Here is a 16734-nt window from a genome sequence, read left to right as displayed (position 1 = left end):
CGGCGCTGTCGCTCAGCCACCTCCCGGACGGCGCCTGACGAACAGGGACGGGCGTCTTCCCGTCCTTCACTCACCGCCAGGCGGTCTGGTAGCTCACCCCCACCCTCCCGAACGGACGGCCCACGCCACCGGGCCGTGTTGACGGGCCGTGCTCACGTGCCGTACGCGGCCGGATGCGGAGTGCCCCGGTGGCGCGAGCGGATGCCGTCCAGGGGTGATGTAGTCGTGGGTGTTTGGTGTTATATGAGCCGTATGCACCAACTGCTCCGGCGGGTGCGGTCCTGGTACGGGATACGCAGCGTTGCCGGCCAGATGTTCCTTCTGCAGGTCGGAGTCGTCCTGGTTCTCGGGGCGACGGCGGTCGCCGCCCTCCTGCTCCAGTCGCGGGCCGACGCCGAACGGGAGGCCCGCAACCGCACTCTCGCGGTGGCCTCCGCCGTCGCCTCGGACCCCACCGTGCGACAGGAGCTGGCCGGTACGCATCCCACCGCCGTGCTCCAGCAGTTGGCGGAGGAGACCCGTAAACGCTCGCACGTGGACTTCGTCGTCGTGATGAGCCCCAAGGGCATCCGCTACACCCATCCGAACCCCGCCCAGATCGGCCGCCGCTACATCGGCAGCATCGCGGCGGCGCAGCGCGGCGGCGTCGTCACCGAGACGACGACCGGGACCCTGGGGCCCTCCGTGCGCACCGTCGTGCCCGTGATCTCCGCCCAGGGCACGGTGGTCGGGCTGGTCTCCGCGGGCATCACCGTCCACCAGGTGAGCCTCGCGGCCGGCCGGCAGGCGCCGCTCGTCCTGGCGGGCACCGGGGTGGCGCTCGCGGCCGCCACCGCCGGCACGGCGCTCGTCGGCAGACGGCTGGGCCGCCAGACGCACGGCCTGGGGCCGGTGCAGATGACGCGCATGTACGAGCATCACGACGCCGTTCTGCACTCGGTACGCGAAGGCGTCCTCATCGTCGATCCGCACGGCCGCCTGCTCCTGGCCAACGACGAGGCCCGGCGCCTGCTGGGGCTCACGGCGGAGGTGGACGGCCGGCCCGTCACGGACCTGGGGATCGCCCCGGCGGCCGAACGGCTGCTCGCCTCCGGCCGGGCGACCACGGACGAGGTGATCGAGGTCGGCGACCGGCTGCTGGCCGTCAGCCAGCGCCCCACGGACCGCCCACCCGAACCGCCCGACCCACCGGGACCGCCCGACCCACCGGGACCGTCCGGGCTGCCCGGATCACCCGGATCACCCGGATCACCCGAAGCACCTGGACCGCGTGGACCGGGCGGCTGGGTCGCCACCCTGCGGGACACGACCGAGCTCAGCGCGCTGATGGGCCGGATCGAGGTGGTCCAGGAGCGGCTCAGGCTGCTGTACGACGCCGGACTGCGCATCGGCACCACCCTCGACGTGCGCCACACCGCGGCGGAACTGGCGGAGTTCGCGGTACCCAGGTTCGCCGACTACGTCACCGTCGACCTGACCGACGCCGTGCTGCGCGGCGAGGAACCGGACGGGGTGAACGCGGCGGAGCTGCGCAGAGTGACCCTGCACGGCATCCGGCCGGGCGTACCGCTCTACCCGCCCGGTGCGCTCATCCACTTCGACCCCTTCACCCCGCAGGGCGAGGGCTTCGGTTCCGGGCGGATGGTGCTGGAGGCCGACATGGCGGCCTTCACCGGCTGGCAGGCCCAGGACCCCGAACGGGCCCGGCAACTGGTGGCCTACGGCATCCACTCCATGATCGCCGCTCCGCTGCGGTCCCGCGGAGCCGTCCTCGGGGTGGTGACCTTCTGGCGCTCCAAGGAGCCGACCTCCTTCACCGGGGAGGACCTCTCGCTCGCCGAGGAGCTGGTCGCCCGCGCGGCGATCAGCATCGACAACGCACGCCGCTTCACGCGGGAGCGCACCATGGCGGTCACGCTCCAGCGAAGCCTGCTGCCGCACGCCCTGCCGGAACAGAACGCGGTCGACGTGGCGCACCGCTATCTTCCGGCGGGGGCGGGACCCGGCGGCGTCGGGGGCGACTGGTTCGACGTCATACCGCTGCCCGGGGCGCGCGTCGCGATCGTGGTGGGCGACGTCGTGGGGCACGGACTGCACGCCGCCGCCACCATGGGCCAACTGCGCACGGCCGTGCACAACTTCTCGACGCTCGACCTGCCGCCCGACGAACTCCTCTGGCACCTGGACGAGCTGGTCACCCGCATCGACCAGGACCGGGACGGCAACGGCGGAACCCCGACGCTCACGGGCGCCACCTGCCTGTACGCGATCTACGACCCGGTGTCCCGGCTCTGCACCATGGCCAGGGCCGGCCACCTGGAACCCATCATCGTGCCCCCGGACGGCCACGCCCACCTGCCCGGAACGCCGGCCGGCCCGCCGCTCGGACTGGGCGGCATGCCCTACGAGCGGAGCGAGGTGGTGCTGCCCGAGGGCAGCGGCATCGCGCTCTTCACCGACGGCCTGATCGAGGACCGGCGGGAGGACATCGACGAGGGCATCGAGCGCCTGCGCCGGGCCCTGGCGGTGCCGGGGCGCACGCCGGAGCAGATGTGCCGCGCGGCGATCGACGCCATGGTGCCCAGGGCGCCCCGCGACGACGTGGCCCTGATCGTCGCCCGTACCCGGGTGCTGGACGACAAGCACACCGCGTCCTGGACCGTGCCGTCCGAACCCTCGGCGGTCGCCGGTGTCCGGGCCGCGGCCACCGAGCTGCTGCACGACTGGGGGCTGGAGGAGGAGGCGTTCACCCTGGAGCTGATCCTCAGCGAGCTGGTCACCAACGCCATCCGGCATGCGACGGGCCCCGTCGGTGTGCGGCTGATCCGGGACCGCAGCCTCATCTGCGAGGTGTCCGACGGCAGCAGCGTCTCTCCGCACCTGCGCCGGGCCACCACCATGGACGAGGGCGGCCGCGGGCTCTTCCTGGTGGCCCAGTTCGCCGACCGCTGGGGAACCCGCTACACCGACGACGGAAAGGTCATCTGGACCGAGCAACGGCTCTCCACCCAGCTGTGAGCGGCGTCGGCCGACGCCGCCTCGGCCTCAGCCGATGGGCGCCGGCAGGGGCCGGACGTCGTAGTGCAGCCGGATCGTGTCCCCGGTGGCGGGGTCGGCCAGTTCCACGCTCCAGCCGTCGCCGAACTGGTCGACGCCGGGAGCCATCGGGATGGTGCCGGAGACCAGGACGGTGCCGGGGGTGAGCGCGCCGCGGGCACGCAGCACGTCGATCCAGTAGGCGGGGGCGAGGAGTTCGGCGAGGGCGCCGTGCTGGATCTCGGTCCGGGTGTCGCCGTGGGTGACCCAGGCGCGCAGGGTGAGGTCGTCGACGCGGGACTCCACGTCGGCCAGGCGCCAGGCACGCCGGGCGAGGACGTCCGGTCCCGCGTTCTTGCTCCAGGCCACGCCGAGCGCCTCCAGGTCGCGGTCGGTGTGGTCGCAGGCGGCCGTCAGCAGCAGCTCCCCGCCGTCCGCCACGACCAGCGCCCACTCCGCCTCGCCGGAGGTGTGCCCGTGCTGCGCGTGGACACGGTCGGTCTGCTGGGCGAGGTAGGGGGCGAGGGGGTAGAGGGCGGGCGTCACGGCCGGTCCGGGCACGCCGAGCTCGGCGAGCTCCGCGACATGCGCGGCAACGTCCTCCTGGCGGCGCCCGGCGTACCCGGCGTTCAGGACCTGGACGACGTCGACCTCGCGTGTCGAGCCGTCGGGCAGTTCGAAGGTCAGCAGGGCCATGGGCACTCCGGTGAAGTTCTCGCGCGGGGCTTGCGCATACGACCTGTATACAAGAAGTATGCCGAAAGGTCGATGTCCGCGATCGAGCAGGATCGAGCAGGATCGAGCGGGATCGAGCGGTATCGAGTACGGACGTCCAAGGACGTCCAAGGACGTCCAAGCACGGCCAAGCACGAGCGAGGAGGGCAGTACATGCCTGGCATGGCGAGGGGCGCCGCACGCGGCGACGCGAAGGACGGGTGCCCGGAGGTGGTGCGGCGGTGAGCAAGCCGGAGCTGGAGTTCCACCTCCCCGACGGCCCGTGGCGGACCCCGCCCGGCGCCGGCCCGGGGGTCGAGGAGCGCGTCCTGGCCGACGACCCCGCACGCGGATCCCGTACGGCGCTGGTCCGCTGGGCGCCGGGCACCGACACCTCGGCGGACGGCGTGACCCGCCACGACTTCTGGGAGGAGGTCTACCTCGTCGAGGGCGCGCTGCACGACCTGACCCTCGGCCGCACCTTCACCGCCGGCATGTACGCCTGCCGCCCACCCGGCATGCCGCACGGCCCCTGGACCACCCAGGACGGCGTCACCATGCTCGTGATCACCTACCCCGAGGCCTCCGCCCGCCCCTAGCCCGCGAGCAGCACCTTGAGCGTCGACTCCAGGTGGTGGTCGATGGCGGTGCACGCGGCCTGTGCGTCACCGGTCTCCAGGGCGTCCAGGATGGCCTCGTGCTCCTTGAGCACCGCCTCCTGGCGGCCCTGCCGGTTGAAGAGGGCGACCGCCCCGGCACGGACCTGGCGGCCTCGCAGGCCGTCGTAGTGCCGGTCGAGGAGGGTGTTGCCGACGGCGGACACCAGGGCCGCGTGGAAGCGGTGGTCCACGGCGATGAACTCCCGGGCCTGGTCGGCGCCGGTGAGTTCGCGCTGCCGTGCCAGCAGGGACCGCAGCTCCGCCGGCGGCGCCCCGCCCGCGCCGACGAGCTGCTGGGCGGCGTACCGCTCGACGATGCCCCGCAGCTCCATGAGCTCGCGGATCTCGCGTCCCGTCAGCGGCGACACCCGGGCGCCCCGCTTGGGCACCAGCTCGACCAGGTCCTCGGCCGCGAGTTGCAGCAGCGCTTCCCGGACGGGCGTGCGGGAGACGCCGACCCGGTCCGCGAGCTCCTGCTCCGACAGGAAGGCGCCCTGCATGCCGGGATCCGTCAGCACCGTGTCCTTGAGGTACGCGTACGCCTTCTCCCGACCGGACGTCACGGTGGCCCCCAGCTCTCGTATACAGCCTGTATACCAACGGACGCTACCACGCATCCGGCCCGCTCTCCGCGGGCCGGATGCTCCGGGTTCAGATGAGTTCGGGCAGGGGCGCCGGGTGTCGTGCCGTCGGCTCGGGGCTCGGTTCCCAGCGCTTGACGGTGCGCAGGTAGTCGTAGACCACCGAGGCCATCGCCAGCAGCAGGAGCGGTCCGGACAGCCAGGGGCGCGTGGCCATCTCCAGCGGCAGCCAGCGGTAGCAGACCAGGAGCGCGGCGAAGACCGCCGTACCGTGGGCGACCAGCCGGACGCCCGCCGGGTCCCAGTCGCGGTCGAGGGTGCGCAGCGCCGCCTCGACCGTGAGCGCGAACACCACCCCGGCGATGAGATCCGCGCCGTAGTGGTAGCCGAAGCCCAGCGTCGCGGTGAGCGTGGCGACCAGCCAGAACGCGCCCGCCCAGCGCAGCGCCCGGGGAGCCTGCCGGGAGTGCACGAAGATCGTGGTGGCCCATGCCGTGTGCAGGCTGGGCATGCAGTTGCGCGGGGTGAACCCGTCGTAGCGGATGGGGCGCGGGGCGCGCATCGGCGGGACCCTGCGCGGCCACAGGTCGGGCGACGGCCAGTGTCCGCCGTGCGGCGGCCGCTCCGGCCAGAGGCTGACCGAGGCCCAGTGCTCGGCGCCGGTGCCGTAGGCGAAGACCGGTCCGACCACCGGGAAGATCATGTAGACGGCGGGCCCGAGCAGGCCGATCACCAGGAAGGTGCGCACGAGATGGTGGCGCGGAAAGCGGCGTTCGGCCGCCACGCCGCGCAGTTGGTACAGCGCGACGGCGACCGCGGCCACGGCGAGCTGGCCGTAGACGACGTCGAGAAGGTTGAAGCCGATCGGGCCGCCGGCCGTGACGATCCGGCCCGCCAGCCAGGACGGGTTGCCCAGCGCGTGGTCGGCGGTGGCCACGTACTGGTCGAGCACCATCGGGCGGGTCTTCGAGGTGATGAGCAGCCAGGCGTCGCCGGTCTTGCGGCCGGTCACCAGCAGCAGGCCCAGCCCGACGCCCTTCAGCAGCAGGACGCGTTCGTGGCCGGTGCGGCGGGTCACGGCGACGACGGCGCAGCCGAGTATCACCCACAACGCGCCGTTGCCGAACGGCTGGCCGCGGGTCGCCTCGACACCGAGCGCCCAACGGACCGTCGCGAAGCCGAGGTCGACGGCGACGGCGGCGCCGAGGGCGATGAACCGCTCCCGCCAGGTGAGCACCACCATCGTCAACGCCAGGCCCGCGTACAGCAGAAAGCCTGACTTGGGGGGGCATATCACCTCTCTCGCCTGGTTGGTGATCGGCCCCGGCAGGCCGTAGTGCCGTGCGGCGACCTCCAGTGCGACGAGGAACGCGAAGGCCGTGGCAGCCGCCACGGCCCAGAGTCTGAGCGGTGTGTGTCTTCTCAAGGTCCGGCCGATTTGTGTGAGGTTGCGGGTGAGTTGGCGTCCTGTTCGACAAAGGGAGACGGAAAGTCCGCGGCCCGGGTTCCAGCCTTGTCCTCCGCGGCGGGGCGGTCAACCGTGGGATAACGCGGGGTAAAGGGTTCGGCATCGTCCGTTCAACGTACTTGATCTGTGCATGACCCGTTCGATGGGATGCGCGAAGACCACGTCGAGATCTCCTCGGAGACCGAGACCACTTCGTGAGACTCCGAACCACAGGGGGATTCATGCACATAGCCCGTACCGGGCGGGGCGTCGCGGCAGCCGCGTCCGTCGCCGCCCTCGCGGCCACCGCGCTGACGGCCGCCGCGCCCACCGCCGTACCGCACACCTTCGCGGTACCGGCCGTCGTCGGGCACACCCTGGTGCACGGCGTGAGCAGCCCGCTCTCCAACGCGCAGTGCCAGGCCAAGTGGCAGATCAACTGCTACACCCCGCTCCAGTACCGCACCGCGTACGACCTGAACGCGCTGTACCGCAAGGGCGTCACGGGCAAGGGGCGCACCATCGTCATCGTCGACTCGTACGGTTCCCCGACCGTCCAGCACGACCTCGACGTCTACAGCAAGCAGTTCGGGCTGCCGAGCACCACGGTGAAGGTCGTCAAGTGGGGGCACGTGCCCGCCTTCGACCCCAAGAACTCCGACATGACGGGCTGGGCCGGCGAGACCACCCTGGACGTCGAGATGGCGCACGCGGTGGCGCCCGGCGCGAAGATCGTCGTGGTCGAGACGGCGGTCTCCGAGACCGAGGGCACCACCGGCCTTCCGGAGATGATGAACGCCGAGAAGTACCTGATCGACCACGGGGTCGGCGACGTCATCAGCCAGAGTTTCGGCGCCACCGAGAACACCTTCCCCGGCTTCGCCAAGGGCGACTTCTCCAGCATCAAGAAGCTGCGGTACGCCTTCCAGGACGCGAACCGCAAGCACGTCACCGTGCTCGCCGCCTCCGGTGACGGCGGCGCGACCGACCTCCAGGCGGACGGCAAGACGTACTACAAGAAGCGCGTCAACTCCTGGCCGTCCTCGGACCCGTTGGTCACCTCGATCGGCGGCACCCAGCTCCACCTGGACGACAAGGGCAACCGCGTCAAGCCGGACAGCGTGTACAACGACTACGGCTCCGGCGGTGGCGGCCAGTCGCACGTCTTCACCCGGCCGTCCTTCCAGAACGGCGTGAAGAAGGTGGTCGGCACCCGCCGCGGCACCCCGGACATCTCGATGTCCGCGGCGGTCAACGGCGGCGCCTGGATCTACTCCAGCTTCGACCCGACCGCCGTCGGCTGGGACGTCAGCGGCGGCACCAGCGAGGCCACCCCGCTCTTCTCGGGCATCGTCGCCCTCGCCGACCAGGCGGCCGGCCACCGGCTGGGCAACATCCAGCAGGCCCTGTACGACCTCGCCGCCCACCACGCCAAGAGCAACGGCATCGTGGACGTCAACGACGGCACGAACAACACCTACGAGGGCGTGACCGGCTACCAGGCCGTCAACGGCTACGACCTCGCCACCGGCGTCGGCACCGTGGACGCCCTGCGCTTCGTCCCGGCCCTCGCCAAGCAGTAGCCCCACCGCACGTCCAACGGCCCGGGCCCGCCCCGGGCCGTTGCCCGTACCCCACCGGAAAAACAACACCGCCCCCTCCACGACGCCCCCCGGGCCGCCGAGCACTCAAGCTGCCGCCCCCCTGCCCCCCGAGTCCCCGAGCCCCCGAGCCCCCGAGTCCCCGAGTGTTCGGGCTGCCGGGCCCCGACCCCCCGAGCCCCCGCACCGCAGGTTCAGCGCGCCCGTGTCGTGGTCCCCCGGACGATCAGTGTGGGTGCGAGGACGGTCTCGCGGGGCTCGGTGCGGCCGCCGTCGAGGCGTTCCACGGCGGTCGTCACCGCCTGACGGGCCTGCTCGCGGGCGTTCTGGCTGACGGTGGTGAGGTTGAAGCAGCTCAGCCGGGACAGGGTGTCGTCGTCGTACCCGGCGACGGAGACGGTGCCGGGCACCTCCACCCCGGCCGAGCGGAAGACGGTCAGCAGGCCGATGGCACTCTGGTCGTTGTACGCCACGACGGCGGTGGGCAGCGGGCCGTCGTCGAGGAGGCGCCGGCCCGTCTGCTCGCCGGTCTCCTCGGTGCTGCCGCCGCGCAGGACGTGGACGTGCTCGTGGAGGCCGTGCCGGCGCATGGCGTCCCGGTAGCCGCCGCGCCGGTCGGTGGCGATGACGCCCTTGCCGCCGTCGACGTAGGCGATCGCGCGGTGCCCGAGGCCCACCAGGTGGTCGACGGTCTGGCCGACGCCGTCGTCGTCGGCGGTGCGGACGACGTCCAGCGGGGCGCCGGCGATCCGGCGGCCCACGCTGACGACAGGCGCCTTGCGGTCCAGTTCGGCGAGGGTGGCGGCGGGGGCGACCGGGCCGAGCAGGATCAGCGCCTCGCAGCGGAACGCGAGGAGCGTCTCGACGGCCGTGTTCTCGTCCCGGGTCCTGGTCAGGGCGCTCAGGACGAGGTCGTAGCCGACCTCCTCGGCGGCGGTGTGCAGATGCTCGACCAGCTCGGCGTGGAAGGGGCTGTGCACATCGACCATGACGCCGAGCAGCCGGCTGCGCCTGCTGGCGAGGGCGCTGGCGGTGCGGTCGGGGCGGTAGCCGAGCTCGGCGGCCGCCTTCAGGACCCGCTGCCGGGTGCGCTCGCTGGGGCCGGGCACGCCCCGCAGCACCAGGGACACCGAGGCCGTCGAGAGACCGACGCGGGCGGCGACGTCCTCCAGCCGGGGGCGCGCCGGCGACCCGCCGGTGCCGCCCGCCGGGACGGCGGAGCCGGACTCGTGCACACGATCTCCCGCGGATTCGTGACGACCGAGGCGAGGCCTCTGTCTCAGCTGCCTGTGAGGCCATTGATGGTAGCAGTTCTTAAAGCGATTTAAGAAGCGTGGCCGTCATGCGCCGGCGACCGTACCGAGGAGTAGCGACAGCGAAGAAGGTGAAGATCGCGAAGGTGCTGCGAAGGTCCTGCGGAGGGCGTGAAGTCCAGGACGTAGAGAACCTGTTGCCCGCCCGCGGGCCCCGGCCGGTCCGCGGCGCACGGTCCGCCGGCCCCGTGAACTCCCTTTTCACCGGCCTGAACTGGGAGAACCACCGGTGGGCCGCACCCCTCGGGGCAGCCGGTCCGGCATGCTCCGACAGCCGTGTTGTCCTGACGTCTTGACGTACCCCGTCGCTACGCGTTTGCTTCCTTCACACCATCGGTTGCGCATGATGCTCCCCCCACTCGGAAGGCGCCTGATGTGAGCGTTCCTACCCCCCGCGGGACCCCCTTGCCCCGCCTCGTGACGACCCTGGCCGCCTCCGCGTCCGCCCTCACGCTCACCGCGTGCGGGGTCGTCGACGGCATCGGCGGGAGCGGTGACTCCGCGGCCCCGAAGAAGGGCGACGGCATCACGGTCGGGCTGCTCCTGCCCGACCGGGACACGGCCCGCTTCGAGGCCTTCGACCACCCCATCTTCAAGAAGGAGGTCGCCGCGCTCACGCACGGCAAGGGCAAGGTCGACTACGCCAACGCCGAGGCGAGCCAGGAGAAGCAGAGCCGGCAGTTCCGCGCGATGGTGTCCAGGAAGGTCGACATCATCGTGGTGGACGCGCTGGACGCCGCGGCCATCGCGCCGGACGTCAGGAGGGCGAAGGAGGCCGGCATCCCCGTCATCGCCTACGACCGCCTCGCGCAGGGCCCGATCGACGCCTACGTCTCCCACGACAACGAACTCGTCGGCGAGGTGCAGGGCCGTGCCCTTCTGGAGGCGCTCGGCAGCAGGGCGGCGAGCAGCGAGATCGTCATGATGAACGGCGATCCCGCGGACCCGAACACCGCGAGTTTCAAGGAGGGCGCCCTCGGCGAACTCAAGGACAAGGTCCGCATCGCCGAGCAGTACGACACCGCCAAGTGGTCGCCCGCGGCCGCCGGGGCGAACATGAAGAAGGCGATCCGGGCCGTCGGCCTGAGCAACATCGCCGCCGTCTACTCGGCCAACGACGGTATGGCCGGAGCCGTCATAGACGCGCTGAAGGGGGCGGGCGCCACCACGATCCCGCCGGTGACCGGGCAGGACGCGAACCTGGACGCGGTGCAGCGGGTCGTCTCGGGCGAGCAGTACATGACCGTGTACAAGTCGTTCCTCGAAGAGGCCACCGACGCCGCGGAGATGGCGGTGTACAAGGTGCAGGGCCGTGACATCCAGTACGACGCGCTGACCCAGGACAAGGTCGACAGCCCGACCCGGAAGGACATCCCCGCGACGCTCGTGCCGGTGGTCGCCCTCACGAAGGACAACATCAGGGACACGGTGATCGAGGACGGCGTCTACACCGTCGCCGACATCTGCACCCCGAAGTACCGGTCGGCGTGCGCCGCGATCGGGCTCAAGTAACTCCGCCGGTCAGGCCGTCGGGCCCGGACGGTCCCGCAGCTCGGCGCGGAACCGCCCCGGAGTCGCCCCGAACTCCCGCTTGAAGGCGTGCGAGAGGGCGTACGGGGTGCCGTAGCCGACGCGGCGGGCGACGGCGGCCAGCGGTTCCTCGGTGTCACGGAGCAGGGTGGCGGCGAGGGTCAGGCGCCACCAGGTGAGGTACGCCATCGGTGCCCGGCCCACCAGGCCGGTGAACCGGCGGGCCAGGGTCGGGCGGGAGACGCCCACCTCGGTGGCCAGGCGGTCGTTGGTCCAGGCGGCCGCCGGGGCCGCGTGCAGCGCGCGCAGCGCGGCGGCGGTGACCGGATCGGTCAGCACGGCCGGCCAGGCACCGGTCGAACCCTCGGCCATCCAGGACCGGATCAGGTAGACGAACAGCAGGTCCAGCAGACCGGGGAGCACCGTGCCGGACCCGGGCCGCCGCGCGTCCAGCTCCCGGCCCAACAGGTCGATGGCCGACCGGAGTTCGGGGTGGCTGCCGACCCGGTTGGGCAGGTGGACGGCCACCGGCAGCTCCGCCATGAGCGGGTGGGCGCGGCCGCGGTCGAGCCGGTACTTGCCGCACAGCAGCTCCACCCCGCCGAACGCGGTCCGGTCGTCCGGCGCCTCGGCCCCCGCCCAGTCCTCGAACGGCACCGCGCGCCGCACGGCCGCCGCGTCGGCGGGGGAGTCGGCGAGCACATGCCCCGTGCCGTGCGGGAGCAGCACCGCGTCGCCGGTGCCCAGCGCGACGGGGGTCCCGCCGTCGGGCAGCAGCCAGCAGGTCCCCTGCAGTACGACGTGGAAGCCCGCGCCCTCGTAGGGAGCCAGCCGTGCGCACCAACTGCCGCTCACCCGGACCCGGTTGGACGAGGGCCGGCCGATCCTGACGGCCGCGACCGCGTCGCTCAGCACATCCACGGCGGCAGGCTACCCCACCGCGCTCAGTCATGAGCCGTACGCGTATTCCGTTGAGCCCGGCGGGCATTGAGGCGCTCACCCGGTGCTCCCTAGGGTCGATTCCATGGCGAACGAGAATTCCCGAAACATCGAAAGCGCCCGAGGCAACCCGGGCGAGAGCCATGTGCACCGCCTCGTGCTGGGGGAGGTCGAGGTCCTCCGGGTCGTCGAGTGGCAGGGGCCGTTCGCACCGGCCCGTACCCTCGTGCCGCGGTCGAGCGCGGAGGTCTGGACGGACAACGCGGACTGGCTGGCGCCGGACCACTGGGACCCGGCGACCGACCGGGCGGTGGTCGCGCTCGGCACCTGGGTGCTGCGCAGCGGCGGGCGGACCGTGCTGGTCGACACCTCGGTGGGCGAGGGGCGCGAGCGGCCCGGCATGCCGGGGTTCCACCGGCGGCAGGGCGACTACCTCGGGCTGCTGGCCGGGGCCGGGGTGCGGCCGCAGGACGTCGACGTCGTCGTCAACACCCATGTGCACGCCGATCACGTCGGCGGGAACACGGTCGCCGTCGAGGGCGGCTGGGCGCCCGCCTTCCCCAACGCCCGGTACCTCGTCCCGGCCGCCGACGACTTCCACTTCGGGCCGCGGAACGGGTACGGGAACGGGGTGACGGAGGACGACCGGCTGGTCTACGAGGACAGCATCGCGCCGCTGCACCGGGCCGGCCAGGTCGTCCTGTGGAGCGATGCCCACCGCATAGACGACCACCTCACCCTGGAGCCGGCGCCCGGCCACACCCCCGGCTCCTCGGTGCTCAGGCTCGCGTCGGGCGACGACCGCGCGGTCTTCGTCGGCGACCTGCTGCACAGCCCGGTACAGATCCTCCACCCGCACTGGAACAGCTGCTTCTGCCTGGACCCCGCACAGGCGGCGGCCGGCCGCCGCCGGATCCTCGACCGGGCCGCCGCCAACCGCGAACTGGTCCTCCCCGCGCACTTCGGCGGACCGGGGGCCGTACAGGTCCACAAGAGGGCCGGCACCTTCACCCTCACCCCCTACCCGGCCGCCACACCCGGTGGCGGGGGCGCCGCCAGGAACTCGGTCACGGCCAGGGCGAACAGCAGGCACAGGGCGATGCCGATCACCACCCAGCCGGTGGGGAAGGACCACAGCAGGTAGACCAGTACCGCCACGGCCACCAGGATCCAGTTGATCCAGCCGCGGTACCGGCGTACGAAGGGGCCGACCGGGCCGGTGCGCAGGCCGGCGTGGTCGGCGGTGCCGCGTACCGCGCCGATCCCGGACGTCCACAGGCCCCGGACCAGTCCGGCGTACCGGCCGGGGCCGGTGAGCCAGGCGGCCAGGGCGACGACGACGCCCAGGGCCACGACCATGCGCACGCCGGTGCGCAGGAAGTGGGTCAGCGCGTCGTAGACGGCGGCCGCCGCGCCCGGGGAGACGCTCGCGGGCAGCCGGTCCAGGTAGAACACCCGGAACACGCGCAGGCCGATGCCGAGCAGCCCGGTGGTGACGGCGACCCCGAGGCAGGCCGTCACCAGGGCCCGGCGCCGCCGGACCGCGAGCAGTACCCCGGCGGCGACCAGCAGCAGGGCCAGCACGGGCAGCCAGTTCCCGGCGAGCTGCAGCAGCCGTACATAGTTCCTGACCTTGCCGACCTGGTCGGACCGGGCGAGGGTGAAGTCGGTGTGCACGGCGGGGATGTGCTCGGCGGGGGTCAGACCGGCGTCGACGAGCCGCTGCTTGACCTGGTCCACGAGGGGCCCGACGTCGAGGGTGACGGTGTCCCCGGTCAGCTGCACCGCGCCGCCGCCGCTGCCGGTGAGCGCCTTGTCGAGGCTGCTGTGGATCCGGCGGTTGGCGTCGGTCCAGACGGTCCGGAACGCGTCGGACGCGGCGACCTGGCGGGCCTTGTCGTGGACGAAGCTGCGTACGGCCCCTTCGAGCGCGTCGCCGAGTCTGCCGCCCAGCGCCTGCTGGAGCCGGGGCCGGTCGGCGGGGGCCACGTCGGCGAGCAGGGCGGGCAGGTCCAGGTGGCTCATGAGCGCGTCGGTGGCCCGGTTGGCGACGGCGTTCTGCACGTCGGGGTCCGAGGCGAGCGGCGCGACCGTGCTGACGTAGCGGTCGGTGTCGCCCACCTCGTCGGCCGCCCACGAGGCGACCACGGAGAGCGGGGCGAGCAGACACCCGAGGATGATCAGGACGACCGCGAGGAAGCTCCTGGTGCGGTGCCGGGGCGGCCGGGCCCGTTCGCTCTCCAGGGCGGCGACCCGGGCCCGCAGCTCCCGGACGTCGTCGGACCGGCCGGCCTCCCCGTCCGCGTGCGCGCTGTCCTCCGTCACCCGTACCTCCAGATCGCTCCGGTCCTCCTCCAGCCGAACCGCCACGGAGCACCTGCGCGAGCAGAGGGGGGCCGTCCGGGTCACGACGCGCGGGACCGCGCCGCGGCGCCGGACGGAAGCGCCCCGGACGGGAGGCGGACGGCCGCCGCCGGGCAGCCGCTCGCCGCCTTCGCGTACGGCCGACCGCCGGTCCGCGGCGGGTTCGGCGGTCGGCGGGGCGACGGTCCTGGGAAACCGGAACGCCCCCCGGCCCGCAGAGGGTCGGGGGGCGTTCCGTGTTCGCGCGGGTTACTTCACCGGCTCCGGCTCCGGAGCGGGCTCCGTCTCCGCCGCGTCCTCCGGGTCGACCGGGGTGCGGACCGAGTCGAGGAGCAGCTGGGCCACGTCCACCACCTGGATGGACTCCTTGGCCTTGCCATCGTTCTTCTTGCCGTTGACCGAGTCGGTGAGCATGACCAGGCAGAACGGGCAGGCGGTGGAGACGATGTCGGGGTTCACCGACAGGGCCTCGTCGACGCGCTCGTTGTTGATGCGCTTGCCGATCCGCTCCTCCATCCACATCCGCGCACCACCGGCGCCGCAGCAGAAGCCGCGCTCCTTGTGGCGGTGCATCTCCTCGTTCCGGAGGCCCGGGACGCTGGCGATGATCTCGCGCGGGGGCGTGTAGATCTTGTTGTGGCGGCCCAGGTAGCAGGGGTCGTGGTAGGTGATGATGCCCTCGACCGGGGTGACCGGGACCAGCTTGCCCTCGTCCACCAGGTGCTGGAGCAGCTGGGTGTGGTGGATGACCTCGTAGTCGCCGCCGAGCTGCGGGTACTCGTTGCCGATGGTGTTGAGGCAGTGCGGGCAGGTGGCGACGATCTTCTTGGCCGACCTGGGCTTCTTCGTCGACTCGTCCTCGTCGTCCTCGCCGAACGCCATGTTCAGCGCGGCCACGTTCTCCATGCCGAGCTCCTGGAACAGGGGCTCGTTGCCGAGGCGGCGGGCGGAGTCGCCGGTGCACTTCTCGTCGCCGCCCATGATCGCGAACTTGACGCCCGCGATGTGCAGCAGCTCGGCGAAGGCCTTGGTGGTCTTCTTGGCGCGGTCCTCCAGGGAGCCCGCGCAGCCCACCCAGTACAGGTACTCGACCTCGGTGAGGTCCTCGATGTCCTTGCCGACGACCGGGACCTCGAAGTCGACCTCCTTGAGCCATTCCAGGCGCTGCTTCTTCGCCAGGCCCCAGGGGTTGCCCTTCTTCTCCAGGTTCTTGAGCATCGTGCCCGCCTCGGACGGGAACGCGGACTCGATCATGACCTGGTAGCGGCGCATGTCGACGATGTGGTCGACGTGCTCGATGTCGACGGGGCACTGCTCGACACAGGCACCGCAGGTGGTGCAGGACCACAGCACGTCCGGGTCGATGACGCCGTTCTCCTCGGCGGTGCCGATCAGCGGCCGCTCGGCCTCCGCGAGGGCGGCGGCGGGGACGCCGGCCAGCTGCTCCTCGGAGCCCTTCTCCTCGCCCTCCGCGGTCTTGCCGCCGCCCGCGAGCAGGTACGGCGCCTTGGCGTGCGCGTTGTCCCGCAGCGACATGATCAGCAGCTTGGGGGAGAGGGGCTTGCCGGTGTTCCAGGCGGGGCACTGCGACTGGCAGCGGCCGCACTCGGTGCAGGTGGAGAAGTCGAGCAGGCCCTTCCAGGAGAACTGCTCGACCTGGGAGACGCCGAAGACGTCGTCGTCACCGGGGTCGGTGAAGTCGATCGGCTTGCCGCCGGAGGTCATCGGGAGCAGGGCGCCCAGCGAGGTCTCGCCGGTCGCGTTCCGCTTGAACCAGATGTTCGGGAAGGCCAGGAAGCGGTGCCAGGCGACACCCATGTCGGTCTTCAGGGCGACCACGATCATCCAGATGAACGAGGTCGCGATCTTCAGGCCGGCGAAGAAGTAGGTGAGGTTCTGGAGCGTGGAGACGTCCATGCCCCGGAACCAGGACACCACCGGGTACGAGATGAAGAACGACGCCTCGTAGGTGTCCACGTGGTGCTGGGCGCCCTCCAGGGCGTGCAGCGTGAAGATGCAGACGCCGACGATCAGGATGACCGTCTCGACGAAGTAGGCCTGGCCGAAGTTGGAGCCGGCGAAGCGGGACTTGCGGCCCGGCCGGTTCGGCTTGCTCAGCTGGCGGATGACGATCAGCACGAGGATGCCGAGGACCGTCATGGTGCCGATGAACTCGACGAACATGTTGTACGGCGCCCAGTCACCGATGACCGGCAGGATCCAGTCGGCCTGGAACAGCTGGCCGACGGCGTTGACGATCGTCAGCAGGAGCGAGAAGAAGCCGACCGCGACGAACCAGTGCGCCACGCCCACGATGCCCCAGCGGTTCATCCGGGTGTGGCCGAGGAACTCCCTGACCACCGTGACGGTCCGCTGCGCGGGCTCGTCGGTGCGGGTCCCGGCGGGCACGTTCTGGCCGAGCCGCAGGAAGTTGTAGATCTGTAGGACGGCGCGGGCGAACAACGCCACGCCGACCACGATCAGAACCAGCGACACGATGATCGCGGCGAGTTGCATGGGGGCTCCTCGGGCCTGCGAGGTCTCTCGAAA

11 protein-coding genes and 1 pseudogene are annotated in these 16734 nt (G+C 71.9%); 5 read left to right on the top strand and 7 right to left on the bottom strand.

The genetic code is table 11. The annotated features are described in order from the left end of the window. The first annotated feature begins 252 nt into the window (after positions 1-252). Complete coding sequence (locus IEZ11_RS15830) at positions 253-3018, top strand: SpoIIE family protein phosphatase (RefSeq protein ID WP_189263361.1); 2766 nt, start codon at positions 253-255, stop codon at positions 3016-3018. Between the two features lie 27 nt (positions 3019-3045). Here IEZ11_RS15830 and IEZ11_RS15825 read toward each other — a convergent pair whose 3' ends face one another. Next, positions 3046-3732, bottom strand: a complete 687-nt coding sequence (locus IEZ11_RS15825; protein ID WP_189263360.1) for a DUF2848 domain-containing protein — start codon at positions 3730-3732, stop codon at positions 3046-3048. 260 nt (positions 3733-3992) lie between these two features. On the opposite strand from IEZ11_RS15825, the gene IEZ11_RS15820 reads away from it, so the two are divergent. After that, entirely contained in the window at positions 3993-4349 is a 357-nt protein-coding gene (locus IEZ11_RS15820; RefSeq protein WP_189263359.1) for a cupin domain-containing protein, read from the top strand. On the opposite strand, the gene IEZ11_RS15815 is transcribed toward IEZ11_RS15820, so the two are convergent. Next, positions 4346-4972: a GntR family transcriptional regulator gene (locus IEZ11_RS15815; RefSeq protein WP_189263358.1), complete on the bottom strand. Its 627-nt coding sequence runs from the start codon at positions 4970-4972 to the stop codon at positions 4346-4348. The two genes, IEZ11_RS15820 and IEZ11_RS15815, sit on opposite strands and share 4 nt — an antisense overlap. A gap of 88 nt (positions 4973-5060) precedes the next feature. Beyond that, on the bottom strand, positions 5061-6383 hold the full coding sequence (locus IEZ11_RS15810) for a phosphatase PAP2 family protein (protein WP_189263357.1): 1323 nt from the start codon (positions 6381-6383) through the stop codon (positions 5061-5063). A gap of 296 nt (positions 6384-6679) precedes the next feature. Between IEZ11_RS15810 and IEZ11_RS15805 the strand changes: the two genes are divergently transcribed. Then, positions 6680-8020: a S53 family peptidase gene (locus IEZ11_RS15805; RefSeq protein WP_189263356.1), complete on the top strand. Its 1341-nt coding sequence runs from the start codon at positions 6680-6682 to the stop codon at positions 8018-8020. Positions 8021-8232: 212 nt separating this feature from the next. Here IEZ11_RS15805 and IEZ11_RS15800 read toward each other — a convergent pair whose 3' ends face one another. Then, positions 8233-9273, bottom strand: coding sequence for a LacI family DNA-binding transcriptional regulator (locus tag IEZ11_RS15800; protein ID WP_189263355.1), 1041 nt, complete (start codon positions 9271-9273; stop codon positions 8233-8235). A 495-nt stretch (positions 9274-9768) separates the two neighbouring features. Here IEZ11_RS15800 and IEZ11_RS15795 point away from each other — a divergent pair, with 495 nt between their 5' ends. Then, positions 9769-10863 carry a sugar ABC transporter substrate-binding protein gene (locus IEZ11_RS15795; protein ID WP_373294910.1) on the top strand — a complete coding sequence of 365 codons (1095 nt, stop codon included), beginning with the start codon at positions 9769-9771 and terminating at the stop codon, positions 10861-10863. A gap of 9 nt (positions 10864-10872) precedes the next feature. On the opposite strand, the gene IEZ11_RS15790 is transcribed toward IEZ11_RS15795, so the two are convergent. Further along, complete coding sequence (locus tag IEZ11_RS15790; RefSeq protein WP_189263353.1) at positions 10873-11802, bottom strand: AraC family transcriptional regulator; 930 nt, start codon at positions 11800-11802, stop codon at positions 10873-10875. A gap of 103 nt (positions 11803-11905) precedes the next feature. Between IEZ11_RS15790 and IEZ11_RS50805 the strand changes: the two genes are divergently transcribed. Beyond that, positions 11906-12964, top strand: coding sequence for an MBL fold metallo-hydrolase (locus tag IEZ11_RS50805; RefSeq protein WP_373294909.1), 1059 nt, complete (start codon positions 11906-11908; stop codon positions 12962-12964). On the opposite strand, the pseudogene IEZ11_RS15785 reads toward IEZ11_RS50805, so the two are convergent. After that, positions 12865-14145, bottom strand: a pseudogene (locus tag IEZ11_RS15785) (hypothetical protein); the annotation flags it as partial. The gene IEZ11_RS50805 and the pseudogene IEZ11_RS15785 sit on opposite strands and share 100 nt — an antisense overlap. Before the next feature lie 288 nt (positions 14146-14433). Beyond that, positions 14434-16701, bottom strand: coding sequence for a (Fe-S)-binding protein (locus IEZ11_RS15780; RefSeq protein ID WP_189263352.1), 2268 nt, complete (start codon positions 16699-16701; stop codon positions 14434-14436). Between the last annotated feature and the right edge of the window lie 33 nt (positions 16702-16734).

This window comes from Streptomyces fuscichromogenes (assembly GCF_014645815.1).
Lineage (GTDB): Bacteria > Actinomycetota > Actinomycetes > Streptomycetales > Streptomycetaceae > Streptomyces > Streptomyces fuscichromogenes.
This window is presented reverse-complemented; position numbering and strand designations above follow the sequence as displayed.